General features: G+C 38.1%; 27 protein-coding genes and 1 riboswitch. Of the genes, 7 read left to right on the top strand and 20 right to left on the bottom strand.

Annotation, left to right across the window (positions count from 1 at the left end):
• Positions 1–100: 100 nt before the first annotated feature.
• From QGM71_RS16930 to dacB, 5 genes are all read right to left on the bottom strand, one after another.
• Complete coding sequence (locus tag QGM71_RS16930; RefSeq protein ID WP_327608752.1) at positions 101–961, bottom strand: manganese catalase family protein; 861 nt, start codon at positions 959–961, stop codon at positions 101–103.
• A gap of 124 nt (positions 962–1,085) precedes the next feature.
• Positions 1,086–2,879, bottom strand: coding sequence for a cation:proton antiporter (locus tag QGM71_RS16935; protein WP_327608753.1), 1,794 nt, complete (start codon positions 2,877–2,879; stop codon positions 1,086–1,088).
• A 179-nt stretch (positions 2,880–3,058) separates the two neighbouring features.
• A complete protein-coding gene (locus QGM71_RS16940) occupies positions 3,059–4,018 on the bottom strand; it encodes an ATP-grasp domain-containing protein (protein WP_327608754.1) in 960 nt (319 codons plus the stop codon).
• Complete coding sequence (locus tag QGM71_RS16945; RefSeq protein ID WP_327608755.1) at positions 4,015–5,079, bottom strand: LLM class flavin-dependent oxidoreductase; 1,065 nt, start codon at positions 5,077–5,079, stop codon at positions 4,015–4,017. The genes QGM71_RS16940 and QGM71_RS16945 overlap by 4 nt, the downstream gene beginning before the upstream one ends.
• Before the next feature lie 89 nt (positions 5,080–5,168).
• Positions 5,169–5,281, bottom strand: a riboswitch (SAM riboswitch).
• 130 nt (positions 5,282–5,411) lie between these two features.
• Complete coding sequence (gene dacB / locus QGM71_RS16950) at positions 5,412–6,938, bottom strand: D-alanyl-D-alanine carboxypeptidase/D-alanyl-D-alanine endopeptidase (protein WP_327608756.1); 1,527 nt, start codon at positions 6,936–6,938, stop codon at positions 5,412–5,414.
• Positions 6,939–7,155: 217 nt separating this feature from the next.
• Here dacB and QGM71_RS16955 point away from each other — a divergent pair, with 217 nt between their 5' ends.
• Both QGM71_RS16955 and QGM71_RS16960 read left to right on the top strand, forming a co-directional pair.
• Positions 7,156–7,317 carry a hypothetical protein gene (locus QGM71_RS16955; RefSeq protein WP_327608757.1) on the top strand — a complete coding sequence of 54 codons (162 nt, stop codon included), beginning with the start codon at positions 7,156–7,158 and terminating at the stop codon, positions 7,315–7,317.
• Between the two features lie 90 nt (positions 7,318–7,407).
• Complete coding sequence (locus tag QGM71_RS16960; protein ID WP_327608758.1) at positions 7,408–7,530, top strand: hypothetical protein; 123 nt, start codon at positions 7,408–7,410, stop codon at positions 7,528–7,530.
• Between the two features lie 264 nt (positions 7,531–7,794).
• Here QGM71_RS16960 and QGM71_RS16965 read toward each other — a convergent pair whose 3' ends face one another.
• A complete protein-coding gene (locus QGM71_RS16965; RefSeq protein ID WP_327608759.1) occupies positions 7,795–8,745 on the bottom strand; it encodes an MBL fold metallo-hydrolase in 951 nt (316 codons plus the stop codon).
• 552 nt (positions 8,746–9,297) lie between these two features.
• Here QGM71_RS16965 and QGM71_RS16970 point away from each other — a divergent pair.
• Positions 9,298–10,548, top strand: coding sequence for a DNA polymerase IV (locus QGM71_RS16970; protein WP_327608760.1), 1,251 nt, complete (start codon positions 9,298–9,300; stop codon positions 10,546–10,548).
• 24 nt (positions 10,549–10,572) lie between these two features.
• Here the strand turns inward: QGM71_RS16970 and QGM71_RS16975 are convergent, their stop codons facing one another.
• On the bottom strand, positions 10,573–10,770 hold the full coding sequence (locus tag QGM71_RS16975; RefSeq protein WP_327608761.1) for an RNA polymerase factor sigma-54: 198 nt from the start codon (positions 10,768–10,770) through the stop codon (positions 10,573–10,575).
• A 40-nt stretch (positions 10,771–10,810) separates the two neighbouring features.
• On the opposite strand from QGM71_RS16975, the gene QGM71_RS16980 reads away from it, so the two are divergent.
• Together QGM71_RS16980 and QGM71_RS16985 are read left to right on the top strand one after the other, a co-directional pair.
• Entirely contained in the window at positions 10,811–10,948 is a 138-nt protein-coding gene (locus tag QGM71_RS16980) for a hypothetical protein (protein ID WP_327608762.1), read from the top strand.
• A 505-nt stretch (positions 10,949–11,453) separates the two neighbouring features.
• Complete coding sequence (locus tag QGM71_RS16985; RefSeq protein WP_327608763.1) at positions 11,454–12,128, top strand: peptidylprolyl isomerase; 675 nt, start codon at positions 11,454–11,456, stop codon at positions 12,126–12,128.
• Positions 12,129–12,260: 132 nt separating this feature from the next.
• On the opposite strand, the gene QGM71_RS16990 is transcribed toward QGM71_RS16985, so the two are convergent.
• From QGM71_RS16990 to yhfZ, 8 genes are all read right to left on the bottom strand, one after another.
• Positions 12,261–13,463: a phosphopentomutase gene (locus QGM71_RS16990; RefSeq protein ID WP_327608764.1), complete on the bottom strand. Its 1,203-nt coding sequence runs from the start codon at positions 13,461–13,463 to the stop codon at positions 12,261–12,263.
• A 3-nt stretch (positions 13,464–13,466) separates the two neighbouring features.
• Positions 13,467–14,627: a YhfX family PLP-dependent enzyme gene (locus QGM71_RS16995; protein ID WP_327608765.1), complete on the bottom strand. Its 1,161-nt coding sequence runs from the start codon at positions 14,625–14,627 to the stop codon at positions 13,467–13,469.
• Positions 14,628–14,665: 38 nt separating this feature from the next.
• The gene (locus QGM71_RS17000; protein ID WP_327608766.1) at positions 14,666–15,790 is read right to left on the bottom strand and encodes an aminotransferase class V-fold PLP-dependent enzyme; all 1,125 of its coding nucleotides are present in this window, start codon (positions 15,788–15,790) and stop codon (positions 14,666–14,668) included.
• Between the two features lie 2 nt (positions 15,791–15,792).
• A complete protein-coding gene (locus QGM71_RS17005; RefSeq protein WP_327608767.1) occupies positions 15,793–16,707 on the bottom strand; it encodes a phosphotriesterase family protein in 915 nt (304 codons plus the stop codon).
• Between the two features lie 14 nt (positions 16,708–16,721).
• Complete coding sequence (locus tag QGM71_RS17010; RefSeq protein ID WP_327608768.1) at positions 16,722–18,014, bottom strand: YhfT family protein; 1,293 nt, start codon at positions 18,012–18,014, stop codon at positions 16,722–16,724.
• Between the two features lie 3 nt (positions 18,015–18,017).
• The gene (locus tag QGM71_RS17015; protein WP_327608769.1) at positions 18,018–18,383 is read right to left on the bottom strand and encodes a DUF2620 domain-containing protein; all 366 of its coding nucleotides are present in this window, start codon (positions 18,381–18,383) and stop codon (positions 18,018–18,020) included.
• A gap of 2 nt (positions 18,384–18,385) precedes the next feature.
• On the bottom strand, positions 18,386–18,760 hold the full coding sequence (locus QGM71_RS17020; RefSeq protein WP_327608770.1) for a PRD domain-containing protein: 375 nt from the start codon (positions 18,758–18,760) through the stop codon (positions 18,386–18,388).
• Positions 18,761–18,850: 90 nt separating this feature from the next.
• Positions 18,851–19,786, bottom strand: coding sequence for a GntR family transcriptional regulator YhfZ (gene yhfZ / locus QGM71_RS17025; RefSeq protein ID WP_327608771.1), 936 nt, complete (start codon positions 19,784–19,786; stop codon positions 18,851–18,853).
• A 193-nt stretch (positions 19,787–19,979) separates the two neighbouring features.
• Between yhfZ and QGM71_RS17030 the strand changes: the two genes are divergently transcribed.
• Complete coding sequence (locus QGM71_RS17030) at positions 19,980–21,269, top strand: serine hydrolase (RefSeq protein WP_327608772.1); 1,290 nt, start codon at positions 19,980–19,982, stop codon at positions 21,267–21,269.
• 72 nt (positions 21,270–21,341) lie between these two features.
• On the opposite strand, the gene QGM71_RS17035 is transcribed toward QGM71_RS17030, so the two are convergent.
• Both QGM71_RS17035 and QGM71_RS17040 read right to left on the bottom strand, forming a co-directional pair.
• Positions 21,342–21,797: a DUF1801 domain-containing protein gene (locus tag QGM71_RS17035; protein WP_327608773.1), complete on the bottom strand. Its 456-nt coding sequence runs from the start codon at positions 21,795–21,797 to the stop codon at positions 21,342–21,344.
• Between the two features lie 38 nt (positions 21,798–21,835).
• Positions 21,836–22,609 carry a GNAT family N-acetyltransferase gene (locus QGM71_RS17040; protein WP_327608774.1) on the bottom strand — a complete coding sequence of 258 codons (774 nt, stop codon included), beginning with the start codon at positions 22,607–22,609 and terminating at the stop codon, positions 21,836–21,838.
• Between the two features lie 118 nt (positions 22,610–22,727).
• Between QGM71_RS17040 and QGM71_RS17045 the strand changes: the two genes are divergently transcribed.
• A complete protein-coding gene (locus QGM71_RS17045; protein WP_327608775.1) occupies positions 22,728–23,555 on the top strand; it encodes an alpha/beta fold hydrolase in 828 nt (275 codons plus the stop codon).
• A gap of 7 nt (positions 23,556–23,562) precedes the next feature.
• Here the strand turns inward: QGM71_RS17045 and QGM71_RS17050 are convergent, their stop codons facing one another.
• Genes QGM71_RS17050 through QGM71_RS17060 form a run of 3 tightly spaced genes read right to left on the bottom strand, consistent with a single transcriptional unit; the run spans position 23,563 to position 26,778 of the window.
• The gene (locus QGM71_RS17050; protein ID WP_327608776.1) at positions 23,563–24,234 is read right to left on the bottom strand and encodes an aspartate/glutamate racemase family protein; all 672 of its coding nucleotides are present in this window, start codon (positions 24,232–24,234) and stop codon (positions 23,563–23,565) included.
• A gap of 1 nt (position 24,235) precedes the next feature.
• Positions 24,236–25,588, bottom strand: a complete 1,353-nt coding sequence (locus QGM71_RS17055) for a hypothetical protein (RefSeq protein WP_327608777.1) — start codon at positions 25,586–25,588, stop codon at positions 24,236–24,238.
• Between the two features lie 23 nt (positions 25,589–25,611).
• Positions 25,612–26,778 carry an NAD(P)/FAD-dependent oxidoreductase gene (locus tag QGM71_RS17060; protein ID WP_327608778.1) on the bottom strand — a complete coding sequence of 389 codons (1,167 nt, stop codon included), beginning with the start codon at positions 26,776–26,778 and terminating at the stop codon, positions 25,612–25,614.
• Between the last annotated feature and the right edge of the window lie 16 nt (positions 26,779–26,794).

The following is a 26,794-nucleotide window of genomic DNA, read 5'->3' on the forward strand; positions in this document are numbered from 1 at the left end:
TGGTTTACAATTAGGAGTTTATTACCAAACGAAAAAGGCTGAACAAAGTAGATTTCCTATCTTTGTTCAGCCTTTTTATAGAATCTAAAAAAAATCACGATTACATCATATCTGGATCAGGCGCATCATCTGACTTCCGCAGCGCCCACAACGGCGTATCATGGATATACGGTGGTGCCGGAGCAAGATGAGGCGCCGGAGCAAATGCTACAGGCTTATCAACGTAATTAAAAGTACCACAGCTATCCATACTTGGACCATGTGCCCAGCGTCCTGTTGCGCTTTCGTCTCCAGCAGAATAATTAAACAGCGTATATGCTACCTGTTCTTTTTGTAATTCTCTCGGAAATGTACTAGGAACTACAATGTTCTCCTTCTCTTCCAACTCACGGCACGCTGCATACCACTGGTTCTGGTGCATCGTATCCCTGGCAATCAACCAAGAGAGCATATCCCTTACCCCACGGTCAGTTGTTTGTTCATATAATCTTACAGCCTGCAGTCTTCCCTGAGATTCGGCATTCAAATTAGAACGAAAGTCTGCTAGCAAATTTCCGCTCGCAATAATGTAATCGGCGGTCCAGCGATTACCTACACTGTCTGCTGGCATGGCGCCCAAGCCAGATACAATCGTGTGCTGCGGATTTGAACCACCTAAGATTGCTGCTATAACCGGATCTTTAGCAGCATCCTCTAGTTCCACATCTGGTGCTCCGTCTAATAATCTAGCAATCATTGTAGCAAGCATCTCGATATGTGCCAGTTCCTCTGTACCTGTATCCATCAATAAATCCTTATACTTGCCATCTCCACGAGTGTTCCATCCTTGGAATAGATACTGCATTGCTACAGAAATCTCACCAAATTGTCCTCCTAATATTTCTTGCAGTTTTTTAGCATAGACAGGATCAGGCCGTTCTGGCTTTGCGTGGTACTGTAATTCCTTTACATGATAAAACAATACACTCACTTCCTTCATGTAGTTACAAGCTGGGTATTTACCTACCCTCTTACTTAATTATTCCACCAGCCTGAACAATGTGAATAGAAATAAGCGTGAGATCAAATGATATAGCCTATTGTCTTTAGGCAGGTGGTTCTAAACTAATAATAACATCCTCCGTCTCCACCTTTACTTTTTGCTCATCTGTGAAAAATTGCAGTTTCCCAGAAGGTTTCAGATTAAATAGCGGTATCACTTTGGTATTCCTATCCTTTCGAAAATCATCATAACTATAAGCTTCTGTTAAATGTGTTTTTTTAAATTGATACCCTGTCTCCACCTTTTCGATTAACTCTTCTATTACTATCTCTTCTGAAAATAAAACTTCGCCACTTACGGTCCAAATTGGTGAAGTAGACTTCTTGTCTTGTTGTTCTCTGGTATTTAATTTAAATACATGTCTTCTTCCAAATTCTTCGATATGCCTGGAACTGACCAGTGCATTATAAGACTCTGTTTCAGTAGCGCTGATCAAGTAGTCGTAAGTTTGTTTATCAAACTGACCGTCTGATTCTGCAGCTAAAATTTCAGTTTTCACATAAGGAAGCTCGTGATCATCAGCAGACTTCAATCTCTTTTTAGATGTATCAACAAGTAATACCGGAATCCCCATCTCCTTCATAAAGCCACCGAACTTGACAGTAAATGGATTACTTCCGACTAACAAAACACTTGGCTTGCCTTCCATAGCCAACCCTAATTTCCTTGCCAGCCACCCCAACGAGAAGCCATGGAGACATACACTGCCAAAGACCAATGCAAATGTTATAGCACTTACCATTTCTGCGCCTTCAAACTCCTGATCAATTAATAAAGCAGCAAAGTAATTGGCAACCGTTAGTGCAACAATTCCCCGAGGAGCAATCCATCCAAGCAGGATTTTTTCTTTCATTTGCAAGTCGGTTCTTATGGTAGCAATATAAATTGCCAATGGACGGATAATGAACAGCATCACTGCAACATAGCCAAGTACTTCAATATTCATGATCTCGTGTAATGTTTCTCTTGCAATAGAAGCTGTTAACATAACAAAAATAGCTGAAATTAATATAGTGGACACGTTTTCCTTAAATGCCCTCATATCCTGAATAGCAGGAAGATTTAGGTTAGCTAACGTAATCCCCATAACCGTAACCGCTAAAAGTCCTGTCTCTTCCATGATCAAATCTGAAATAGTAAAGGTAGTAATGACGACTGCAAGCATGATTGGCGACTTTATGAATTCTGGTACATACCCTTTTACTAATAACCATCCCAAAACCTTAGCAATTAAATACCCCATTACCCCAACAAGTCCAGAGGTAACAAAAAATACTAATAAAGACAAATAACCAACATCATTATTAAATAAAAATAGGACAACCTGGTAAGCAAGTACTGCAAGTAAGGCGCCAATAGGATCTATAATAATTCCTTCCCACTTAAGTATTTTAGATGGTCTGGATTTTAATTTTGCTTGCCTTAAAAGAGGTAGAATAACGGTGGGCCCTGTTACAATAAATAAAGCACTAATTACAAATGAAACAGGCCAGGACAAACCTGCAATAAAATAAGCAGCAAAAGCCCCAAGCAACCAACGAATCAAAGAGCCGATAGTGACAATACGTGTAATCGGCCGACCAAGACCCCGGATCTCCTTGAAGTGTAAGTTAAGACTACCCTCAAACAGGACAATTGCCACAGCTATTGAAATAATCGGGTCGTACATTGCACCAAAGTCTTCAATAGGGTTAACAATTCTCAATCCCGGTCCAACAAGTAAACCCGTTACCGACATGATTACAATTGCTGGTAATCGAAACCTCCATGCCAACCACTGGGCACTTATACCTAACACGATGACGATTATGACCTTTAATAACATTGAGTCTATCATTAAACTACCCCTTGCATTTTCACTCTAACGTATAAAAATTATACCCTTATTTATCAAAGTGAAACTTTCATGCGAAGGAAACATCCATAACTGGTAGATCACCTGTTTTGATGAATTCACTATACCTACACAAAAAAAACAGCCCCTACATCCCGCTGTTGGGTGTAAGGACACAATTTTCACGATGCTGTAGTAGATCCTTCCAGCCTTTTAAGCTCGTTACCTAGAAAGTTAGCTACTTCCAGCATTCCATATTTTTTACGACTCTTAGCTTCAGCATCGCTATTATAATTGGTGTTTGTATTAATATCATACGTATAAATGTTTCCATCTTTATCCTCAATGAACTCAATTCCCGCGACTTGGATATTGTTTGCAGCAAGGACTTTTTCATATTTTTCAAGTACTGGATGATCAAATCCTTCTCTGATTTGAAATTTATCTGGTGCTGACGCTTCTTCGCCTGCAGGACAAAACAAATCATCAATGGTACAAGCATCTGCTGGACATAGTTCAAAGCCTTCAGATGTATCTACACGAACTGCATAGACAAACTTACCACCAACAAATTCACAGCGCGTAATGTACGACTCCGGAGATTCGATATACTCTTGAATCAATGTTATACCGTCAACCGGCTCTTCAAAATTCTCCCCCTCTACATAGCTTCGTAATGCAGTGACAGATTGGAAGAGTTGGACACCAAGACCTTTTCCAGCCCGGTTATGCTTCGTAATAAATTTAATGCCTTCAAAAGTCTCTGCAGCTTTCAATAGTTCCTCTTTTCCGACTGCAGCTATCGTCTTCGGTGTTTTGATTCCAAATTTCTCAAGTTCCAAATACTGTAATACCTTACTTACTTCCAACTGAAGTGCCCTGCTGCCATTAACCACCTTTCGACCATTTTGTTCCAGCCATGAAAGTACCGCACTCGTTAATTCAGGCGCAAATCGATGTCCCCTAGTATGTGATGAAGCACTCATCCGATTATAAAAAATACCTTCCGGTGGCTCGGACGTCAAGTCAACCTTTCCACTATCCAATAACCAATCCTCATAAGGAAGCTCTAACTCTTCCAATCTTTTAAATAAATGCTCTGTCCATTCATTATTTTCATGTATCACATATATTTTACTCACTGCACTACCTCCTGGTCCGTTTTTTTTGCTCGCAATTCCTCTACCTTGGGCATAACCTGCTTTGAAAAGTTTTCCAATTCCTCTAATTGTGGCGAACATTGTAATAACAATAAGTCGACTCCTGCGTCTTCAAATTCGAGTATCTGCTTAGCAATGTGTTCAGGTGTCCCTACTAAGTTGGGTCGTATTCCTCGATTTGATACGGAGTAATCCTGCAGCTGAATTTGTTGTTCAAGCTGGGATTTGGTTGTAAAATCTTTGAATCCGGCATATGCTCCTGATTCTTTAACAGTAGTAATCCGTTTTAATTCTTCAAGTGCCTCTTCTTCCGTTTCCCGACAAATCACATAGGCTGCCATACCAAAGGATTTTAATGGTTCACGGTCTGAATATTTCCTTCGTTCTTTCATATCCAAAATTTTTGCTCTTGCTTCTTCTACTGTATGCCCGTGCATGACATAAGCATCACATAAAGATGATATAACCTGCTTGCCTTTTTCACTTTCTCCACCAGCATACAATAATGGGTTCGGTCGTTGAACTGGCTTTGGTGCTAGCTTTGTATTTTCAATTTGATAAAATTTACCATTATATGAAAATGTCTCTTCTGTCCATAAACCTTTTAAAACTTCAAGAAATTCGATGGTACGTTCATAACGCTCATCATGCTCTGTGAAATCAGCACCGTACTGTTTAGCTTCCTCAGCCCACCATCCGGAAACAACATTTAATGTGAATCGACCATTACTGATATGATCTATATTAGCTGCCATCTTTGCTGTCACCGCGGGATTATGAAAAACCGGACGAACTGCTGTCATTATCTCAATTTTCTCTGTTACTGCTGCCAAAGCTGCTGCAGTCGACCAAGCCTCTATGGAATCTTCATCTGTTCCCTTTATATCATTTAAATACAATTCAGCAATTAACGTTGTATCATACCCCCATTTTTCAGCGGATTGTATAACTTTTTTTGCATAATCAAATGTGGGTGGCATACCTTCATCCTCAACATTCCTCAACCATCCGCCAAAAATAGGTAACCAAAATCCGTATTTCATGTACCCACTCCTGTTCTTCTTTGCTATTTTAAACAAAAAAACTCTTTTCAGGTTAAGAAAAGAGTTTAAGATCACGAAGGATTCTTCCCCTCTTATCTTTCAAGCTAGCGCTTGTTGGAATTGGCACAGTGTTCTAATAGATTATTAAAACCTGTTGCCGAGGCTTCGCAGGGCCATATCCCTCCACCTCTCTAGATAAGAAACAAAATAAAAATTTATTTAATTGGTATAACTAACCATAGGGCAAAAAGTTAGAACTGTCAATATATTAAGCGCAATATAATCGTATTGCCTAAGCTTAAGAATAAAAGCATCGCAATCCATGCAATGCTTTATCTGTCATTAACAATGATCTCAATTATTTTGTCTTCTATTAATTTGCCATCATCTTCATCTAATAAGTTATTTACCATTATAGAAAAAACAAGCTTATTACCGTTATTTGTTTCTAAAAAACCAGATAAAGTACTAACCCCATTAATAGTTCCCGTTTTCGCTTGAACCGAATGATCATGCATGCGATTTCTCAATGTTCCCCCAATCATTCGGTCTTCCTTTCCAGCAACTGGCATTGAATTCAGGAATTCAGGAAACCATTCTTTATTTTGAATGGTAAATAAGAGATTCGATAGTTCATTTGGAGGGATTGAGCTTACATGCGATATGCCAGATCCGTCTCTAATTAAGATTGTATCTATATTCACGCCAAGTTTTTGGAGTTCTTCTTCCAATACTTCAATTCCCTTCTCCCAACTTCCTTCTCCTCGAACTCTCTTACCCATCTCTTTTACTAAAATTTCACCAATTCCATTATTGCTTAATTTCATAAAAGGTATGAGCAGCTCCGATAAAGGCATTGATTCATGCGTTATAAGTACCGTTGTTTGCTTTGGTGATTGCCCTGTCTTTACCGTTCCTTTCCATGAAATTTCATATTTCTTAAGTGCTTGCTGAAATAGATCCAATGCATAATTCGTTGGTTCCCATACAGCCATCCATTCTCTTTGGTTAGCTGAATCAACTGGAATGACGCCTTGTATGGTTATTGTATTTCCTCCATGCTCCCTCTCAACTTTTAAATCCTCTTCATCGTTTTTAGCTCCCGTGATTGCTGTATTTTCAATTATTATGTAAGCTGTTTCAGGTGATACTGTTACGAATGGCCTTTCTCCTTCTTTTGTGGGAATTATTTCTACAATTACTGTTCCCGTATCATAATCCTCATTCGGTGACACTGTAAGTGCTGACACCTGTGACCCATAATAAAAATGTTCATCACTCCAAATCATATCAGGCGAGAGACGTACATCGTCGAACCATGTATCGTCAGCAATAATATCTCCTTCAATTGTCTCGATCCCCTGAGCCTTTAGCTCCTGGGCAAAATAGTCATAATCAGCTGGCAGTAATGTCGGGTCTCCTTTTCCAGCTAAATAAAGGTTTCCCTCAAGCTTATCATCTCTTTGTTTACCATCTGTTTGCACCATTGTTGGAAACGTAAAGTTTTCCCCTAATACTGAAAGCGCTGCCGTGGCTGTCAGTATTTTCATATTGGATGCCGGACGAAGGCGTATATCACCCATGTTGTCAAATAGGATTTCCCCTGTATTGGATTCTCGAATACTAATACCCATTAGTGCGCCTTTCAATTTTGGTTCATTTTGTATGTAGTCCCTGAGATTTTGTTTTAATTTATTATCTTCTACCACATTGAATTCCGTTTTACTCTGTGAATTCATTTTGTTGACCTCCCCGCTATCTTTAGCCTCTTTACTATTACTTTTTAGAAAAATAGATGCCACGATTAGGATTAAGCTTAATATAATTATAGCACCAACCATATACATGACTTTTTTCATCTGATCACCTCAGCATCAGTAGCATATCTCTCATTTGTAATAGTCTAGCCTTTTAAATCATGATTTACCCTCGCTCCTGCCATATTAATTATTTCCACATAGTTAGCTCAAATCCCTTTTTTATGTAAAAAAACGTGGCAAAACACAATTCTAAATAAGAATAAATAACGCTCTGTTGCCAAAGGATAACAATAGACTTAAAATGGAGGTTATTAGAATGGATGAACACAATCGGCAGTATCGAACAGGACAGGGCGTACCCAAAAAAGGCGAATATCTCTGTCAGTCTGGTAAAAGAGTAACATTTAAAGATAATGATGAATTCCCAGTCTGTCCGGTTAGCGGGGAAGATACATTTTGGAAACATGAAGAACAGTAACATAACACCTGTACTTTTTTTAAATGGTGTAGTATCTCCAGTAACATACCAAATACAGAATAAAAGCACCCTTAGAGGTGCTTTCATTCTGTGAAAATAATTATTGTTGGTTCATCTGTTGTTGACATTGTGCAACCAGTTGTTGAATTTGTTGTAACTGCTGTGCTGCGTTTTGTTCACGCTGGGCCATTGATTGTTGTGTACCCATGTTAGCGTTGTTGAAGTTGCTGTGCATTTTGTTGCTCCTGCTGCTCCAATTGTTGAGCGACCTGAGCAATCTGCTGAAGTGTTTGTTGTGCTTGTTGCTGTGACATAGTATCTCTCCTCCTTTTATATTAAATACTGTTGTATTGTGTGTCTTATTTTTTATTTAATGCATTGATTAGAAGGATTTATATTAACGTTAAATTAAGTTGGAAGCATAAAAAGACCCAAACCGCTCACTTATATGATCATTAGCGTTTTGGGTTTCTCTATTCAGCTATAATACCAGTACTCCCCACTTCTGATTTCCCTATGACAATTTCCCTCGTACCTTAAAAATTCAAGATGAGCCAGTGTTTCTCCAATGGCAAATCTCATCTCGTGAATGGTTAGCTTTTTTTGGAATAGCTTTTGGCAGGTATCGTAGACTGTTCCTCCACTACGAACCCCCTCTACTGTTTGTATAAGCCGATCCTCATGGTGGGATTTTATTTCGTCAATTCTTTTGTTTGCCCCGTAAAAAGGCTCTCCATGCGAAGGAATTACAAAGTCAACATCCAATTTCTTTATTTTATCCAGTGATTGTAAGTAGCTTCCTAATGGATTAGGATCACCGTGAAACCAATAAGAAATATTTGGTGTGATCTTCGGTAGGATATGATCCGTTGAAAGCAGCATGTTTTTCTCTTTATTATAAAAAACCACCATGCCATCTGAATGACCTGGGGTAAAGATAACCTCATAATCATAGCTGCCGAGATTTACCATCTCACCTTCTTGAAAGTAGTGATCCACCTCAGGATATGGTGTAACAAGCGGTGTAAATTCATTGGTGTTACTGGTCATTTCAGCAGAAATCTCGTTTGGTATACCTGCTAAGATGTAATTATCTTTCAATTTACGGATAGAAGCATCCTGCCATGACTGCATCCCATTAGCCTCATCAATCTTCGTCATGGATACCTTTGCTCCTGTCTTTTCTTGTAGAGCGCCAACATAACCGAAGTGATCTGGATGATAATGTGTTACCAGAATGTCTGTGACTTCTTTTCCTGCCAATTCATCCTCCCATCTCTTCACTGTTTGCTTGTTATGGAGACCAGCGTCAATTACTTTCCAACCGTTTTCTCCCTCTGCAATAAAACAATTTACGTGGTTTAGACGAAAGGGAAGATCGAGTTTTACCAATTTTAGGTTATATTCTTCTAACAACTTATCATTCACACTGCTCTCCCCTTTTTCTTTATTAATGGCTTTTTTCTAAAAAATTGGAACTGTACCTGCACTTGCGATTACTTAGTACAAAAGTAAGACACGTGCTTGTTCCCGCAGGAGTCAACGGTCCTCCGCTCCAATCAACTGCCATAATAGTGAAAATTCATGTTTTGATCAATAACGTGATTACTATCGTTCCATAATTGGACATCACATCAGCGGAGGAAATACACGAAGACTTCTGCGGGAGGAAAGGCATAGGTGAGATTCTGAAATGCGTCAGCATGAAGAAGCTCACCAGCCGCCCGCGAAAAGCGTAGTGTATTTCCAGAGCGGTGGCGTACGATGTCGCATTTTATATCAAATGCACGTAACTTTAGCAGTCTTATTAAACTCACTACATAAATGATAATATACTTAGTTCCCTCTTACAAATACAATGCACTAATTTTTAAAATAATCAAATAAATATTTAAATAATAAAAGAATAAATTTCCATTGATAATTTGATTCTCTTTCCATATAATAAGAACAAACGTTCTCAAAAGGTGGTGAATTCGTATGGATTATTCCTCTTATCCTCGTAATGACATACTTTGTATTGATATGCGCTCTTTTTATGCGAGTGTAGAAGCTGTTAAATTAGGGCTGGATCCAATGAAAACGTTGTTAGCAGTAGTTGGTGACCCAAGCAGATCCGGCAGTATTGTTTTAGCTGCATCTCCTGAGTTAAAAAAGAAATATGGAATTAGCAATGTAAGCCGATTCTTTGAGTTGCCGAAAGATCCGGAAATCCACATTGTTCCTGCTCATATGGCCGACTATCTTCATGTTTCCGTAGAAATAACCAGACTGATTAATCAATATGTACCCAAGCAAGCCATTCATCAATACTCCGTTGACGAAGTGTGGGTAACAGTAAATGGCCTGGAAAAATTATTTGGAGATTGCTGGCAGGTAGCCGAGAAAATAAAAAAAGATATTTTGGACAGCTTTGGTATTACATGTTCGATTGGGATTGGGGATAATAAATTTCTGGCAAAGGTGGTCATGGACCTGCATGCCAAAAAGGTAGGAATTGCTGAGTGCAGGTATGAGGACGTAGAAGAAAAGCTTTGGCCATTTCCTGTGGAAGATATTTGGGGGATTGGCAGCAGAATGAAGCATAATCTCAATCGAATGGGAATTGTCACACTTGGGCAGATCGCCAAGTTTAACTTAGCACATCTAAAAAAGCGATTTGGCGTAATGGGAGAACAATTGTATTGGCACGCTTGGGGTATCGACCTCAGCCCCGTTTATGGCGATTTCACAAAGACGGAACAAAAAGGCTTCGGACATGGAATCTCCTTGCTGCGGGACTACACAAAAGAAGACACCGCGATTTGTATTCTTGATCTGTGCGAAGAGGTATGCCGTCGCACCCGCACAGCAGGAATGACCGGGAAAACGATTCATCTTGGTGTATCCTATTCGAAAGAAACAGGTGGCGGATTTTCACGTTCGAAATCTGTTCCCCACCCCACTAATGTAACGATGGATATCTATCAAATATGCATGCAGCTATTCAGCCAATTTTATGATGGAAAAAGCAAAATCAGACATGTATATGTAACCTTGGACAACTTATTTGAAAAAGGTGAAACACAGCTGGATCTATTTGAAGACCGTTCCAAGAAAAATGATATCGGCTATGTCATGGATGCTATTCGTGACAGGTTCGGATCTACTGCCATTTTGCGTGCCTCAAGCTACACCGATGCCGGGATTACACTGGAGCGGAGTAAGAAGATTGGTGGACATAAGGCATAACATGGCCCGCGTTCATATTTATCTTTATAATTTCAATTCCTTCCGCTTGCTTGAAGATGGAATATTGAGTTCCTCACGGTATTTTGTCACTGTTCGCCGGGAAATTGTAATACCTTTTTTCTTTTTAAAAAAATCGGATATTTTCTGATCTGAGAATGGTTTTTGTTTATTCTCGCTTTTCACAAATTCTTCAAGCAGTAGCTTCATTTTTACTTGAGACATAGTAGAGCCGTCTTTTGTTTCTAATTTTGATGAAAAGAACATGCGAAAATCAAAAGAAACTGTTATTGATAATTATCATGGTGTAAAGGTAGCGGATCCATATCGTTGGTTAGAAGACTCTGAATCAATAGATACAAAGAAATGGACAGATGAACAAATTAACATCCTGCCCACCTAAAAGATCCGGAAACTATTAAAACAAATTCTAGAAGAATTTGTGTTTAAAGATGTTAAATGAAGATATGGATACCGTATAGAATGCCAGATGTAAGATATTCTATTTGAACGAGCATAAAGCCTCGCCAATTGGCGGGGTTTTATCTATTCCTTATTAATTATCAATTGGTGTAATCGAATCCTCCAAATTACGGACACCTAAGGTACTTACTAACTATAGAAAGGAGTTTTCAGATGTACATATCAAGCTATTGGAGGTTTTGAGCCTAGAAGATGTCGAGATAGCACTAGTTAGTTGTTTGACAGGAACAGGTATTTACCTCCACTGGTAATTAGATTTATAGAGTTAGTCAAGGAATATTTCAAAAAGAACTCCATTAATTAGAGAGGATTTTTTGGCTTACTTTCTAACAATAAACTGGCAAGTATACGTTTTTCATGAAGTATACATGCTATAATATACACATTCATATCCATGCATCATTAACTACAGGGAGGATTTCTTAATGAAAACCATAGCTTTAAAACTACTTTTTACAACTGTATTAGTAACTTTACTTATGGCTGGCTGTGGAAACCAGACAGAGGACAAGCAAGCAGAAGAAAGTACAGATGAACAAACAAATGAGCAAACAAATGAGCAAACAGAATATCCAAACGTGGAAGAAAATCCGGTTGTTACAATAACAATGGAAAATGATGATGAAATCATTGCTGAATTGTATCCTGATATTGCACCAAATACGGTTGCCAATTTCATATCATTAATTGAAGACGGCTTCTATGATGGATTGATTTTCCATCGTGTAATTCCTGGTTTTATGATTCAGGGTGGTGATCCAGAAGGAAATGGAACAGGCGGTCCAGGTCATGCTATCGAAGGTGAATTTAGTTCAAATAGGTTTGAGAATGATTTAGCACATGATAAGGGAGTTCTCTCGATGGCACGATCTCAGTCTCCGGATTCAGCTGGATCACAATTCTTTATCATGGCAGAAAACTCACCACATCTTGATGGGGACTATGCTGCCTTTGGACAGGTAGTAGAAGGAATAGAAGTAGTTGATCGTATTGTCGAAACAGAGCGAGGTGCTGCTGACAAACCTTTAGAAGACCAGCGGATGAAAACAGTTACCGTCGATACGAAAGGGTATGATTATCCGGATCCGGAAGTGCAATAATCGCCATTTCCATAGAAACCTGATTGACTGCTTATACAAATTAAAATAATAATCAAACATTCTTAGTATAGTACAAAACAGAAAAATACTTTTCGAGATGCTTAACCATGCATTCGAAAAGTATTTTTTAACTTATTCTTCTCTTATCTCATGCAGAAAGCTTTTACCTTCTGCTGTATTTGGTAAATTAAAAAAATCACAGAAGGTGGCTCCTACATCTGCCATAGTTTCCCGTAATCCAATATTGGTTTCTTTTACCGTATTTCCGACAATTAATAAAGGTACATATTCTCTTGTATGATTGGAATGACCAATCGTTGGATCATTACCATGATCAGCCATGATAACTAAAATATCATCTTCACTCATCGCAGGTAGAAACTCATCTTGCAACCACTGATCTGTTTCATTTAATAAATCACAGTACCAATCCACATCTTCAGCATGACCTGCAAGATCTGTTTCCTGTATGTTTACTAAAAATGCTGCATCACTTGTTTCCTTTTTATAGCTAGCAGTAACTTTACGCAATAAATCGGTCGTGTTTACGATTGGATCTTCTGGACCTTCCCCATGCAGGACATCTGCAGTTTTTCCTAGACGATAAACCTTGAGTTGGTTTTTTGCGGCTATCATAGGAAATTGCTTTTCAATGTCTACTCCATATCCCATGTGAAACACTTCGTAACCTTTTCCATAAACCTTGGCTTTTGGAGTATCGACACCCCATTGACCTGGATTCTTCTCTTTTACGCAAGAAAGTATGTGTTCAATAGACGTATACGGACCACCAAAAGCAATAACTCTAGTAGTATCGACATGTTGCCGAACAATTCGCCCTATTTTTTTCACTTCAAAAAAGGGCATCCTTTTGAAATCTGCTGTTAAATTAATAATATTCCCTACTGCAGACTCTAAATTATCAGCTACAACAACTGCATTATTTACTAGTAGGACCGGGCATTTTTCAAAAGGATAAGAAACCTCGTAACCATTCTCTTCGAGTGCAGCTTTCATTGTAATATGAATGTCCTTCATTAATCTCTTAGTAGATTTTTTGGGGCAGCTTCCCACTATTTCCTGGTGACCAAGGTAAGTATCGGCACCATGATGTGCCAATTTTGAATAACCATACGCATTCTTCGGAGGAGCCTTTCCATCAACCAGTGTACCTAATCCTATACGGTATAGCAGTGGGATTTGCAATTGATCCTGCTTTACTTCACGAATATGTTTATATGTGTTCGCGTTACAATCAGATGGGACGAATTCTTTACAGTCATCCATTGCACCAATCCCAAAACTGTCAATGACAAGCAATGTCATCTTTGCCATAAGTCACCACTTCCTTTCTAGATGGATGAGCTTTGGCTCCCCGGACTGAATACCTTCAACTAATGCGACATGAGAACGAGTCACAAAAATTTGGGTGCGAAATGCAAATATAGCAGTGTCCCCAATTTCAATCGTAAAACTTGACGAACTTTCTATGCTACCGTAATAATCAATTGCTTCTGGGTTACTTTGGTGGGCTTGTACATATTGATTATGAATGGTGTTTGGATCGTGTCCAACCAAACATCCTCTCATATTTGAACGTCCATAATAACCTCCTGCAATAACCTGGTAATTTTCCCGGTATTTATGAGATACCTCAGAAACATAGATAATTGCAGGCTTTTCTGGTAAATCTCTAAATGCATGTAGAGGGGTGGTTCCTGTTAAACCATGTCCAGGTTCCCCATGTGTTACTCCTTGATTTGCCAGAAAAGGTATGGTTTCACAACTGGTACCACTTGGCCCATTCACTTGTTTTATTGGTATTCCTTTTTTTGCAAGTATTTTCTTTGCTTCTAATAAAGTTGTTAAATTATTTGTAGGGACCATTCCGTTTTTATCTTCTGCCAACTCGAGATTTGGAAAAGTAGTTACTCCAACAATTGTAACTCCGTCTAGAGATTGAATCTGATCAATCGCTAAGTCTAAGTCAGCTAAGGGTATTCCTCCTTCCTGGCATTCATATATATTGTCATCAGGACCAACAACCTTTAATAAAATATCCTGACACACGCCTTCTGTAATAGCTGCATTAGACAATTGCAGTGCTCGCTCCCGCGAAAAAATAGTAACTACTTCAGGTTTCCAGCTTAGAACTTCTTGCCATTGATGCTTGCCTGGCTGAACAAGATGCCCAATATTTCCAATAGGTATGCCATTGTCTGCAAGAACCTTTCCTTCATCAAAGTCCACAGCCACCGCTTTCGTAATTCCACTACCAGCAATAATTTTAGCCACTTCTGGGAACCTGCCTAACTGTTTACTCATAAAGTAAAGCTCCATGTTTTGTTTTGAAGCCATTGCAGCAAGCATTTTAGTATTTTCTTTTATAACATCTACATCAACTAAATAGGTGTTTGGGGGAATTTCTCCACTTTGATGAAATGTTATACCAGCATTTATTAATTCTGGATTCCTACGTTGTGTTACATCTAAAAACATGGAAGAAACCTCCTGATTTTATATTGAAAAATACTAGTTTATTTGATTGAGTTAATGGCTCTATCCAATATTTTTAATACTGTCGAAGCTCCTGACTTCATTGGATTAATTCGTAAACCGTATTGTTTCAGACGCGGTTGAGATTCTATAAAACTTCCAGAAACACGATATATCATTGGAGTGATTTCATATTTCGATTCAGCCCCAACTGGATGTGTTGCAGCGCCAAATTCATTACTTCGTTTAATTACTTCTTGCGCTATTGGTGACTTTAATTCTACAATGACATTTTTGGACTGTGCATTAGTCATATAAGCCGATTCTATTCCTTCTATAACACCTTCGTTTAGTTTTCTGCAAACCTCTTCAACCTGCTCATTTTGCGTGGCAAGTGATACCGGGGCAAATGTCATCATACGTAATAATTCCATTGCTTCATAACCTTGTACTTGTCCGCCTCCAGAGTAATTCCTTTCTTGTAACAAGTTGATATGTTTCTCTTTACCAATAATTACTCCTATACCTTCTGGGCCGAGTATTTTAAATCCTGAAAAAGTGGAATAGTCTGCCCCATATTCAACTCCAATACCATATGCTTTCATGGCGCAATAATTATCATCTACCACAATAGGTAAATCTGGTTTCACTCGTTTAACCATTTCTATTATTACTTTCAAATTATAAGTGTCAGTTGGTTGCTGTCTTGCATGTTGGATATAAAATATCTTGCACTCTTCATCATCACGGACAGCCTCCTCAACAGATTGCAGATCATTAAAATCTACTGCTTTTGTCTTAATACCTAACATTCGAATTGTATCCTTCGTTGTTGTATAAACAGGAGCAGTATGAATAAACATACTGTCCCCCGCATTAAGCAATGTACTTAAAATTATTCGTATAGCTCCTGTTCCCGCACCACGAACAAGAGCCGCTTTTTGAGAACCAAAGAAATCTGCTAAAACACGCTCCACTCTTTCTGTTTGCTCAGGTTTTTTGTAACGTGGAGAAACACCTAGATCCCCAAGTGAAAGAAACTGATCCCCTGTAAAGTGTTTACTCATATTGTCGACTAATTTAAATTGCAGTTGCTGTGCTTCCTTAATGGTCAACGAAGGAAGAACCGAATCCGCATACCTTAAACGTGATGGATCATAGACCATAGTTAATTCTCCTTTATAGAAATTGCTTGTGCTGGGTTATGAACTAGTAAATCTGTGATGATATCTTCAGAGACACCACAGTCCTTTAAGGCTGGAATAAAGTCCCGGAGTACTAAGCCATACCCAGGTCCTCCATGTTTTTCCCAATGTGATTTCCTTGTTAGATCAGCAGATAATAAGATCTGTTTATGGAATCCTCTTTCAATAAAATCCAATAGAAATGACAAACGATCTTCATCAGGTCTATAATTATTCTTTCCAATCGTATCAAATCCAATATAAACACCTGATTTTAATACGTCTAATACTTCTTCTAAGTTGGGGTTCAAATCCTGATGACCTATGATAATTTGTTCTTTTGGTAAACCAAGACTAAATAGCATGTCTACTTGTTTACTTCCTAACGTTCCAAGAGAAGTATGCGTAGAGACGGTCAGCCCTGTTTCTAAAGCAGCCATTCCAGCACCGAGAATCAGTTCTTTTTCAATAGGCTTAATTTCATTTACACTTGTACCAACTTCCCCAATTATCCCAGGGAAGATATGTGTATCGCCTATTCCTTCATTAGCTTCTTTTATGAAGTGATTAGAAAAATCATCGCGATTCCAGTCGGCTGCAAAATCAGGAATAAATGGATCTTTATAAAAACCAGTGCATGTTACAATGTGGATATTTGTTTTTCCACTCAATCGCGCTAAGCGCATGGCATCTCTGCCCATCCCTTCGTTTGATAATTCAATCATAGAACGGCCACCGGCCTGATAGAAACTCTCGAGCTCTGTACTCATTCCCTTTTCATCATCTAAAATGGTATCTGGATCACCCTTAATTCTGGATAAATCAATGGAGAGATGCTCATGTGCTGCACAAACACCAAACTCCTCTTTCTTAATCTTTCCTCTAACTGTTTGTATCATGTTTGGTCAGCTCCTTATTGTGGTATAGTCATTATCCCCATGAGAACTAAGATATTAGCAATGATACCAACCGCAATTGCTCCAACAGGCCCAACTGCCATTCGGACAATTGGTCGTCCGCCTACCTCATTTAATAAATAAAAACCTGCAATAAAGAAGAACCCAAAACCAGGTGCAATCATATTTGCTGCGTTTGCACCACCGATTAACAGGGCAACCTCAAGTAGTTTTGTCATTGCACTGCGAATGTTTTCGCCTGAGTTACGAACACCAGGGTATCTATCTAGGAATCTAGCAATAGCACTCAATAGCATAACTTCAAGGAAAATTACAATTGCACCTACAATTACAGCTATCCATACATTCGGTGAAAATAAACCTACAACAAATATCAAAGTGAATCCAACTGGGCTGTATACACCTGTAGCAATAGCAGTACTAGCGATTAAAGGTATAAATCCTATAGCTCTAGCTGCAGCGGCAATACCTGCATCTGCTTGTTTCCCTTCTGCAAGAAGACTAAGTGAAATAGGATCACCTGCCATTAAAAGTAAATTAGTTGCACCAGCAATAAGCGCCCCAATTATCATAAAATAAGCAACATTTTTTTTGATTGATTTTACTTTCTCACTAAATATAGAAGCTAAATCAACCGAGCTGCCTTCTTCAGCTTTTTCTCGCATGGCATAACCAAATAAGAAGAACATTCCTGCAATCAAGGCCATTCCTTCTTGGTTGATAGTAATCGGGTTTCCAGCTATAGATAAGAATCCGCTTTCATTCACAAATACAGCTAATTGCCTTACTAAAGCTGCAACAATAAATGTTAATACACCCTTTTTAACACTAAACTGCATCGCAACAGCTAGTGCTGGAAATGCCATAAACGTAACAACAACTGGAGTACCTACTTCTCCCATTGGTTCAAGAAAATTTACCGGTAAGTATTCAAATAGTTTTACAAAGCCTTCTAATCCAGCTAGTAATCCCCATCCATACAACCCACCTACTACCGCAGCTACTGGAGTTCCCCACTTATTTTTAGGCGTTATTAATCCAATAATATCTGTACCCAATAAAATACTATGAATTAATATAATGCTCGCAGTGATTGTAAATGGGATACCAAAACCCACAACCAAACCAAAACTCATTGCAAATGCAGTCAAACCTAGTTCTCTACGTTTAAGGCGTCCTTCTATATGTTCTCCCACAATTGGACGCAGTCCATCATTAAATACTGCAATATTCATGTTTGCCAATACTGCCGCTACGGCACCAATTAATACAACAAATAACAACTCCATCAATTATTCCCCCTTATATTTATTTAACGCATTAATGATCATTGGTACTGCTGTTTCCATGTGATCCCCAGTGAATCCAAAAGCCTTCTTACCACTAGATACCGCTTCCTCCACCTTGCTTACCTGTGGTTTTTTTCCTGGCATAGAAACGGTTTCACATTGGCTTCTGCCAATCATTGCAATCGCCATCGCAAGCGCCCCTCCGCCGCCTGTATGACAAGCACCCAAATAATAGTCAGCTTTACCTGTTTTAATTTCCATTGCTGCATCCAAATCAGATTTTACGACAGTTTCAATTGAAGGATCAATCTCCTTTATTAATGCCTCAATACCTTTCTTTTCTACCTGTCCACCGATTACAATTTTCATAGTTATTCTCCTCCTATATTTAATTGAATGACATTCGTATAATGCATATATAAATATTCTCTTTCTTCTTGCGGTAACGCTTTTCCCCACTGTTCTTCAATATAATAAATTTGGCTTACTGCTATAGAAAAATGAGTTGAATTCCTTACTTCATTCATAATTGCAGAACCCGGACCCTCCAGCGTCTCTCCTTTCTCTATTCTTGTTAATGAAGAAGCTAGATGTGTAAAAAGCATTTCACCTTGTTCTAAATCATCCAGCTCCAAGGTATCAAGTAATCTTTTAAATGCTAAGTTTGTAATATTACTCGCTAGTTTAGAAGCTACCCCTCCCAATACTAATATGTTAAGCCTATCTTCCAATTCTGATATATTCATTGAGATCCCCCTCCAAGAAGTAAAATACAGTATTTTGTATATTAGCGACAAAAGAAAAACCAACACGTTTTACAGATTTCAAGAAATAGATTAGTAATGTGGCAGCTTTTCTTTTTTAACGACCTTGTCCTGAATGTCCAGTATCTTTTCTTTATCAAGCTGCAAAAGATATTCCAGTATATCTTTGCGGTCTTTTTCAATTAATAAAACTGATGTAGCAGCTTTTTCAGCAAGAGCTTTTGCTTTTTCAGAAAGAAAATCCCCAACTGAAAACGTCTCTTTTGATCTATTCTCATCTGCGTTCCAGACTGCCGCATCTAATTCGCCATCAAGCAACATATCGAATAATTGCATATAGTTGACTGGAACTAAGTTAACATCAATACCTTCACATTCCAATAAGGTAATTGTTGATTGATCAATTGATGTATAATCAATACCAATACGCATACCATCCATTATCTTAGTAGTTGCCAACTTATTCGCAAAAAATATTTTATGTGATGTAACATAAGATTGCGGACCAAAGTTCACAACTATTTCTAAATTAGTATCATTCATTAATTCTTCCTCAGCTGCCAACTGTGACATGACAATAAAGTCATACCTTCGCGACTTCAGCGCATCAAGTCGATGCTTTGATCCCCTCATATAAGCTAAATCAATATGATTTAACATTTGATCTGAGACCTCGATCAATCCTGTCGCTAATCCTTCGTACTTTGAAGAATAAGGCAGTGGCATTGCCCCAATTAAAGAACCAACTCCTGCAATCTCTTTTAACAAAAGAACATCTTTTTTGATTAAAAAAGTTCCCAAATGACCTCTCGATTCAAGACCAATAGCATGGAGTTTATCTAACACCTTCAGTGCACCTTGAACAGTACCATTTCCTATAGATAAACGTGTTGCAAAATCACTAACTCTAGGTATTCTACCTCCTTCGTCAATAAGTAATAATTCCTTTGCTATTTCTTTTGCGGCTAATCCATTTTTTGAAAACAAACTTCTCCATATCCTACTCATTTCGACGCCTCTTCCAAAATACAAAATATCGTATATTCCGAGTATAACGCTTACATTGATTAGTTGCAATAGTTTAGATGTTAGTGCTTTTTAATCATGTTATAAGTTAATAGTTACGGTATACTACTAGAAGTGGCTATTAGTTAGTATATTCACCATTATTTAAATTATTATTTAATTAAGGAGGATTTTTATGAAAAAGCTACCTATGTTTCTATTTATCTGTTTCTTTTTCGGTGCTGCACTACTGCCATCTGAATCAGTTTTAGCTCAAAAGCCTTCAACGCCAAAGTTGAGTCACGGGAGTCCCAATGACGCAGGAATAAACAAAGACAAATTAAATGAAATCGATACAATTGTAGAGCAAGCAATAACGAATGGTGTTACTCCAGGAGCTGTTGTATTAATTGCTAAAGACAATAAAATAATTAAAGAAGAAGCATATGGCTTTGCAACGAAGTATGATATGGGTGAATTGGTTAATAATCCGAAGAAAATGACACAAAATACTATATTTGATTTAGCTTCCGTAACAAAAGTGATGGGTACAACGCAAGGAATCATGAAGCTGGTTAGCGATGGTGTTCTATCTGTTGATGATAAGGTGTCTGATTATATACCTGAATTCGGTAAAAATGGTAAGGAATCTGTAACGATTGCTGATTTGTTAACGCATACATCAGGCTTAACTCCATGGGAACCGACTTATTTATACGCATCAAACTCAAGTGAAGTTCTATCCTATATTAATGACCTTTCACTCGAATATGAAACTGGAACCAATCGCCGGTACAGTGATTTCAGTTTTATGATGTTGGGTTTTCTCATTGAGGAAGTATCAGGTCAACGATTGGATATTTTCTTAGAAGAAAATATATATAAGCCTTTAAAAATGCAAGATACTATGTTTAACCCTTCTACTAATACAAACAAAAGAATTGCCTCGACATCGTGGGGAAATCCTTATGAATATAAGATGGTTGACGATCCTAATTTTGGCTACTATGTCGAAGAAGATGCTGATGACTTTAAAAGATGGAGAAATTATACACTTCATGGTGAGGTGAATGACGGAAACAGCTTTTATGCAAATAACGGAATAGCCGGACATGCTGGGCTATTTTCAACTGCCCGTGACTTAGCAGTTCTTGGACAAACAATGTTAAACAATGGAAGCTATGGAAACTTTGAATTATATGATGAAGAGGTTATAAACACATTTACTTCTGTCCAACGGTATGGTCAAGGTTTTGGTTGGGAACGTAATCAACAATGGTATATGGGAGATCAACACGCTGAAGAAGCTTTTGGTCACACAGGTTTTACCGGCACCCAAGTTATTTTTGATCCAACTCATAATTTACAAATTATCATTCTAACAAATAAACAACATAACGGCCCTTTAGAGAGTGGATCATATCCTAGTACTGGAACACTATCTAAAGAGATCTCTAACACAGTATATGAATCTATCATTGATTGATATGGCTTAAACGCCAGTAATTATATGAATATAAGTGCCTGGTAGTTTTAATTAATCCAGGCGTTTATTATTTCATTGTTCTCCCCCATCTCCAATAACAAAAATTAAATTACCAGGATAAGTCTCTCTCAGGAATGTTATCGAACGATTTATCAATGCTTTTAAGACATCAACATCCACATCTGCTACTTTATTGATATATACACACGCTTTTCCAGTTGTGTGCTTTCCAAAGTCATTTAATAATTCTTCCCGCTCTGTATCCCCTGTCGCGAAATAAAGGCTGATCTTGGCTTTACGTGGGGAAAAGCCAACTAACGGTGCATCACCTTCGTGTCCAGTTGCATATTTGTAATGATAGGCACCGAATCCAATAATACTCGTTCCCCATATTTTCGCTTTACAGCCTGTTGTTTCTGTAAAAATATCTAGCAATTTGTATGCATCTTCACGTTTCTTAGGATTTTCAACAGTTTCAATAAATTCGATAACACTGCTATCATTTTCCCTCGTCTTAAGTTCGTACATAATTGTCATCTCTCCTTTTATAACAGTTCTACCAACTTTTAGCCTTCATATCTAATATAATACGTATCGTATGGTTCATTTAAAACATATCCAAGTTTTTTTGCTAACTTCACAGACTCTGGATTTGCTGCATCCCAACTTGGATACCATCCTTTATCAAGGCAAGCTACAATCAATGCGGATGCCGCTACCGTTGCTAGTCCTTTTTTTCTATGCTCAGGGTCTGTACCAACTTCAACCTCAATCCCCTCATCGTATATACTGTAGGATGATGCGCCGCATACAACTTTTCCACCGAACATAATAGCAAACCCTATCCCCCTATTTATATAATCCTCAACAGAATTAAACTGACCTGTAAAATCTTCTGATATTTCATGCAAAGAGGCTTCCTTCGCTACAGATGCATCTATTTTTTTCAAGTCATATCCTTCTGGAAGTATAGATAATAGAGTCAGTAAATGATCACGGTCTAAGTCTTCACGATTCTTTCTGAAACTATAGCGTTGAAGTTTTTCAACAGAACCTTTATGTACTGTTTCTATACGGTATTTCCATTCATCCGAGTTTACAATCGCCAAAATATTTTCAGGCAAATTACATAGTAACTCCAAAGCTTCTTCTGTATCTGGATTTCCAGCATAGAATACAAAATCACCTACTAAAACTTGGGCAACAGCAGGGTTCTCAAGATCATCTACCCATACTGAGCCCATATGGCCTTGAAGACCCGAAAGAATTATTGTATCGTCCATATCCTCAAACATAGGAAGTATCTTTTTGTACAAGCTACTATTTGCTTCATATATCATGAATATTCCTTCTTTCTTTTCTATTCCCACTAGTTAATTAACTTATATAATAATAGCATGAATTAATGGGCGGTGTTATCATTTAAGGTGCAAAACATCTTAAACAGGTGGTGCTACATTGAAACTTAATCAATATACGAAAACAATGCTTCCACTAACTCATGGAACAATTTATTGTGAATATATATTAAACGGAAAGCCCCCAATAATATTACTGCATGGGTTTGTATCATCTACATATACATTTAACCGACTTATACCATTATTAAAAGAAAACTTTTCAATTATTGCCATCGACTTTCCCGGTTTTGGCAGGAGTGAAAAATCAAAGACCTTCATTTACTCTTATGATAATTATGCAGAACTTGTAATAGAATGTATGGATTACTTTAAGCTTGAAAATGCAGTTATTGCTGGTCACTCCATGGGTGGTCAAATCGCTTTATATACTGCCGAGAAAATACCACAAAGAGTAAGTAAACTCATTTTATTAGCAAGTTCCGGATATCTCAAAGGTGCCAATAACTTAATGAGATACACTTCTTACTTACCATTATTCAGTTTAGTAGCCAAACATAAAGTACAAAAACAAAGCGTAAGTGAAACCTTGAAAAATGTCCTGTATGATCACTCGTTAATCACGCCCGAGCTGATAGAGGAATATAAAAGACCTTTGAAGGAAAAAGATTTTTATAAGGCACTGGTACGTTTATTACGGTACAGAGAAGGCGATTTAAGCAGTGAGCGCCTTCATAAAATACAAACTCAAAGTTTATTGATCTGGGGTGATGCTGACAAGGTTGTGCCACTGTGCATCGGTAAAAAGTTGGTTGAAGATTTGCCAAATGCAAGAATAATATCCTATAACAAAACCGGTCACCTAATTACTGAGGAAAGACCGGCGGAGGTTAATGAACAAATTATTTCGTTCACACGAAGTACGTAAGGCGTATTTAATCAAAAGAGCGATACACATAATTCGCCAACGTCGTTATGTCAAACACTGGTAAATGAGTTGCTTCTCTTAACGCATCTCTGTATGGCGGCATATTGGTACATTCTAAAACAATAGCGCGTATGTCTGGTCGATCTTCTAAGAGACTAAAGGTAACTTGCTTCATTTCCAGTGAAACAGCCTCCATGTCCAAAGCATGTGTTTCATCAACAATTGCTTTTGTGAATGCTGGCATGTGATCCATTCCTGCCATAACAATTGGTGTATGTTGAGCATTTACCCCCTGAAGATGCTTATGCGTTAGGCTTTCTTTTCTTGCAGTGAGCACCCCAACAGTTCCACCCGTTAAATGATGCACCATAGGAATTTGCATAAGGCTGGATGAAAAGAAAGGGATCTTTAGTTGCCTTTGAATATCCTGCTGGAAAAGGGCAAGAAAACCACAACTAGTGGTGATTGCCTTTACCCCATTACGTTCCAGTCTCTTTGCTGCTTGAATAAAAGGTTCAATTAAACTAGAATCACTCTTTTTCATTACACGCTCGATCGTTGCTTTTTCGACGACTTCAAACTCGACTGGAAACGTGAAGGTTTCTGGATTTCCAATATCCCCTATTGGTCTATGAAAAATGGTATCCAACATTAAAATTCCAAGTTTGGATTGACTCATTTTAAATAAACCACATAAGTAACCCGATTGCTAAAAAGTAAAGAGAGTTTGGTAATGCTAACATCATTACCTTTAAAGGGTCAACTTTTGTATTTAAAATACCGCCAATTAATCCACAGACAACAAATGCAGTTAAGCCTACAGGTGGCATATTTTGTCCTGCAGCAGCAATATGGGATGCCCCTAAGGCAATCAATGTCGGATCAACATTCATATTTTCCAGTATAGGACCAAGGAATGTAACATTTACAGACTGTGATGTTGTTTGAGATCCTGTAAGCATGCCAACAACCACCATTGAAAATGCTCCTCCTAGTTTTACCATAGAGGACCCTAGTCCCTCTGTCATTAGTGCAACTTTGTCTATCAAACCTGAAGCATAAAATACCCCAACCATCACACCTGCGCTAAGTTGAATTTGTACCGTCTGGCTTACTTTTGCTAAACCATTTTTAAAAACCCCTTTTGTTTCTTTTCGAACAGATGGAAATAAGAAGCTGACAAAAATGGCTATGATGATTGCGGATACAACTTGGAAAGTTACCCCTTGTAAGATAGGGATTTCTTTTAATGGTTCCAGAACCACAGCAAAAATTCCCCATTCAGTGAAAATATTGTATTCAAAGAGTGTGTTAGCCATAACGATAGCAATCAATACAAGGAGTGGAATTAACGTCTTCCATCTTTCCTTCAGGATTTTTAGCACAGAGCTTTCCGGGATTAACTCTGGTGGCATTTTTTTCCCGCGTACAAATCGAAACGACTCTAAAATAGCAATTATTGCACCAATCGTAACCGTTATAAATGCGAGTTTGATAACAGGATTAGGATCTGTGCCCACCAGTGAAGCAGAGAGAAAAACACCTTGTGTTATTGGAGGCATAATCGATCCGATGGAGGCACCAAGCAGTATGATCATCCCAATTTGTTCTGGCTTTAACTTTAATTCAGTTAACGAATTGATAACTAGAAATCCTATAACAGTTGCTGCTGCAATCGCATCACCAAGGAAGGAACCAGCAATAATTAACGTAATGAAGATGGCAGCAATTAACCCTTTTGGTGAATTACCAAAAGCAGCTCGAAGACTATTTAATGTAGTGTCCATTGCACCTAATTTGACCTGTGATTCGGCATACAAGCTTCCAAAAACAGATAACATGATTACCCACGATAATCGATCAATCCCATCAATAAAAGCAAGCACAGTCTCACCTGGATTTAAACCTGATATGATTGCGGATGAAACTGCAGCTACGATCAGCGCAACTCTAATATCACCACCGATCTTTGGTATTTGTTTAACTAAAGCAATGATAAATAATAAAGTTAAAGGAATTATAATTTCGAACATAAATCCAACCCCTTATTTAAAATTTATGAACTAACCGTATGTAATCGATCCAATTTTAGCGGTTCCAACAGATCTTTATAATGCATTTGTTTTTCTACCAAACTAGTAACTAAGTGTCCAGTAATTGGAGCAAGGCAAATGCCATCTCCTTCATGACCAGCCGCTATAACAAATCCTTTGACGTGTGATTCGTCAACTATAGGAAGACCGTCACTAGTAAATGGTCTGAACCCGACCATAGAACGAATAATTTGTATTGAATTTAAAGAAGGAACTATTCGACTTGCATGAGATGCAATAGCGGAAAGAATACTTAGTTCTACAGACTTATCAAATCCTTTGAATTCCCTGCTCCCCCCAATAAGCAAGTTTCCACTCTCTGTTTGGCCTAATGATAAACCTATTCCAAAAGGAGGCTCTTTTTTGTCATTCCGGTTAGTTAAATGCTTTGCAGCTATATACTGTGAACATAATATACTTCCGTTTACGATTTGCTTTACTCTTTCAGAAATTAGAATTACGCCACGTCGAGGCCTTATCGTAAGATCAACTCCTGCCATGTTGGCTATTTTTGATGCGAAAGGACCTGCAGCATTTATAACAAGTTCTGTCCAGATATAACCATCAGTTAATTGAACACCAACAACCCTTCCATGTTCACAATCAATACCAATTACCGTTGTATGTGTACGTATTTCAACGCCCCTCCGCTTTGATCCTTCTGCAAAAGCTTGACTTAATAATAATGGGTTAACTTCTGCGTCCTCTTTACTGTAGGTAGAACCAACAATGTCCGGAGATAAACAAGGCTGCCTTTCCAACGCTTCTCTTCTATCCAATAAGGTTACATCGATACCTGCATTTTTTTGTTTTAGAACAAATTCTTTCATAAAATCCAAATGACCTTCTTCTTCAATTACAACCATTCCCCCTCCTTTCTTGAATTCAACAGAAGTCTCTAATTCTTCTTCCAAATTCTCGTAAACATCTCTGCTTGCCTTAGCTAACTGAATAGGAAAGCCTGGTTTCTTTGATTGCAGAAAGATTGCTTTATCACAAGCGCCTGATGTTTGAGCCCCAATCTCTCCTTTTTCTATTAATATCACTTTTCTATTAGTCTCTGCTAATCGATAGGCAATAGATGTGCCTATGACCCCACCACCAATTATTACAGCGTCTGCTGTTTCCACGACACTCCCCCCTGCT

The organism is Virgibacillus tibetensis, assembly GCF_036026595.1.
Taxonomy (GTDB): domain Bacteria; phylum Bacillota; class Bacilli; order Bacillales; family Amphibacillaceae; genus Virgibacillus_P; species Virgibacillus_P tibetensis.

Bases quoted from the DNA above. Each gene is read 5' to 3' on its own strand.
- QGM71_RS16985 (WP_327608763.1), top strand. From the start codon at position 11,454: ATGAAAACCATAGCTTTAAAACTACTTTTTACAACTGTATTAGTAACT.
- QGM71_RS17020 (WP_327608770.1), bottom strand. From the start codon at position 18,760: ATGAATATATCAGAATTGGAAGATAGGCTTAACATATTAGTATTGGGA.
- QGM71_RS16995 (WP_327608765.1), bottom strand. From the start codon at position 14,627: ATGTTTTTAGATGTAACACAACGTAGGAATCCAGAATTAATAAATGCT.
- QGM71_RS17035 (WP_327608773.1), bottom strand. From the start codon at position 21,797: ATGTACGAACTTAAGACGAGGGAAAATGATAGCAGTGTTATCGAATTT.
- QGM71_RS17005 (WP_327608767.1), bottom strand. From the start codon at position 16,707: ATGATACAAACAGTTAGAGGAAAGATTAAGAAAGAGGAGTTTGGTGTT.
- QGM71_RS17030 (WP_327608772.1), top strand. From the start codon at position 19,980: ATGAAAAAGCTACCTATGTTTCTATTTATCTGTTTCTTTTTCGGTGCT.
- yhfZ (WP_327608771.1), bottom strand. From the start codon at position 19,786: ATGAGTAGGATATGGAGAAGTTTGTTTTCAAAAAATGGATTAGCCGCA.
- QGM71_RS17050 (WP_327608776.1), bottom strand. From the start codon at position 24,234: ATGAGTCAATCCAAACTTGGAATTTTAATGTTGGATACCATTTTTCAT.
- dacB (WP_327608756.1), bottom strand. From the start codon at position 6,938: ATGAAAAAAGTCATGTATATGGTTGGTGCTATAATTATATTAAGCTTA.
- QGM71_RS16990 (WP_327608764.1), bottom strand. From the start codon at position 13,463: ATGGCAAAGATGACATTGCTTGTCATTGACAGTTTTGGGATTGGTGCA.
- QGM71_RS16955 (WP_327608757.1), top strand. From the start codon at position 7,156: ATGGATGAACACAATCGGCAGTATCGAACAGGACAGGGCGTACCCAAA.
- QGM71_RS16980 (WP_327608762.1), top strand. From the start codon at position 10,811: ATGCGAAAATCAAAAGAAACTGTTATTGATAATTATCATGGTGTAAAG.
- QGM71_RS17010 (WP_327608768.1), bottom strand. From the start codon at position 18,014: ATGGAGTTGTTATTTGTTGTATTAATTGGTGCCGTAGCGGCAGTATTG.
- QGM71_RS16935 (WP_327608753.1), bottom strand. From the start codon at position 2,879: ATGATAGACTCAATGTTATTAAAGGTCATAATCGTCATCGTGTTAGGT.
- QGM71_RS17000 (WP_327608766.1), bottom strand. From the start codon at position 15,790: ATGGTCTATGATCCATCACGTTTAAGGTATGCGGATTCGGTTCTTCCT.
- QGM71_RS17055 (WP_327608777.1), bottom strand. From the start codon at position 25,588: ATGTTCGAAATTATAATTCCTTTAACTTTATTATTTATCATTGCTTTA.
- QGM71_RS16945 (WP_327608755.1), bottom strand. From the start codon at position 5,079: ATGAAATACGGATTTTGGTTACCTATTTTTGGCGGATGGTTGAGGAAT.
- QGM71_RS17040 (WP_327608774.1), bottom strand. From the start codon at position 22,609: ATGATATATGAAGCAAATAGTAGCTTGTACAAAAAGATACTTCCTATG.
- QGM71_RS17015 (WP_327608769.1), bottom strand. From the start codon at position 18,383: ATGAAAATTGTAATCGGTGGACAGGTAGAAAAGAAAGGTATTGAGGCA.
- QGM71_RS16970 (WP_327608760.1), top strand. From the start codon at position 9,298: ATGGATTATTCCTCTTATCCTCGTAATGACATACTTTGTATTGATATG.
- QGM71_RS16975 (WP_327608761.1), bottom strand. From the start codon at position 10,770: ATGTCTCAAGTAAAAATGAAGCTACTGCTTGAAGAATTTGTGAAAAGC.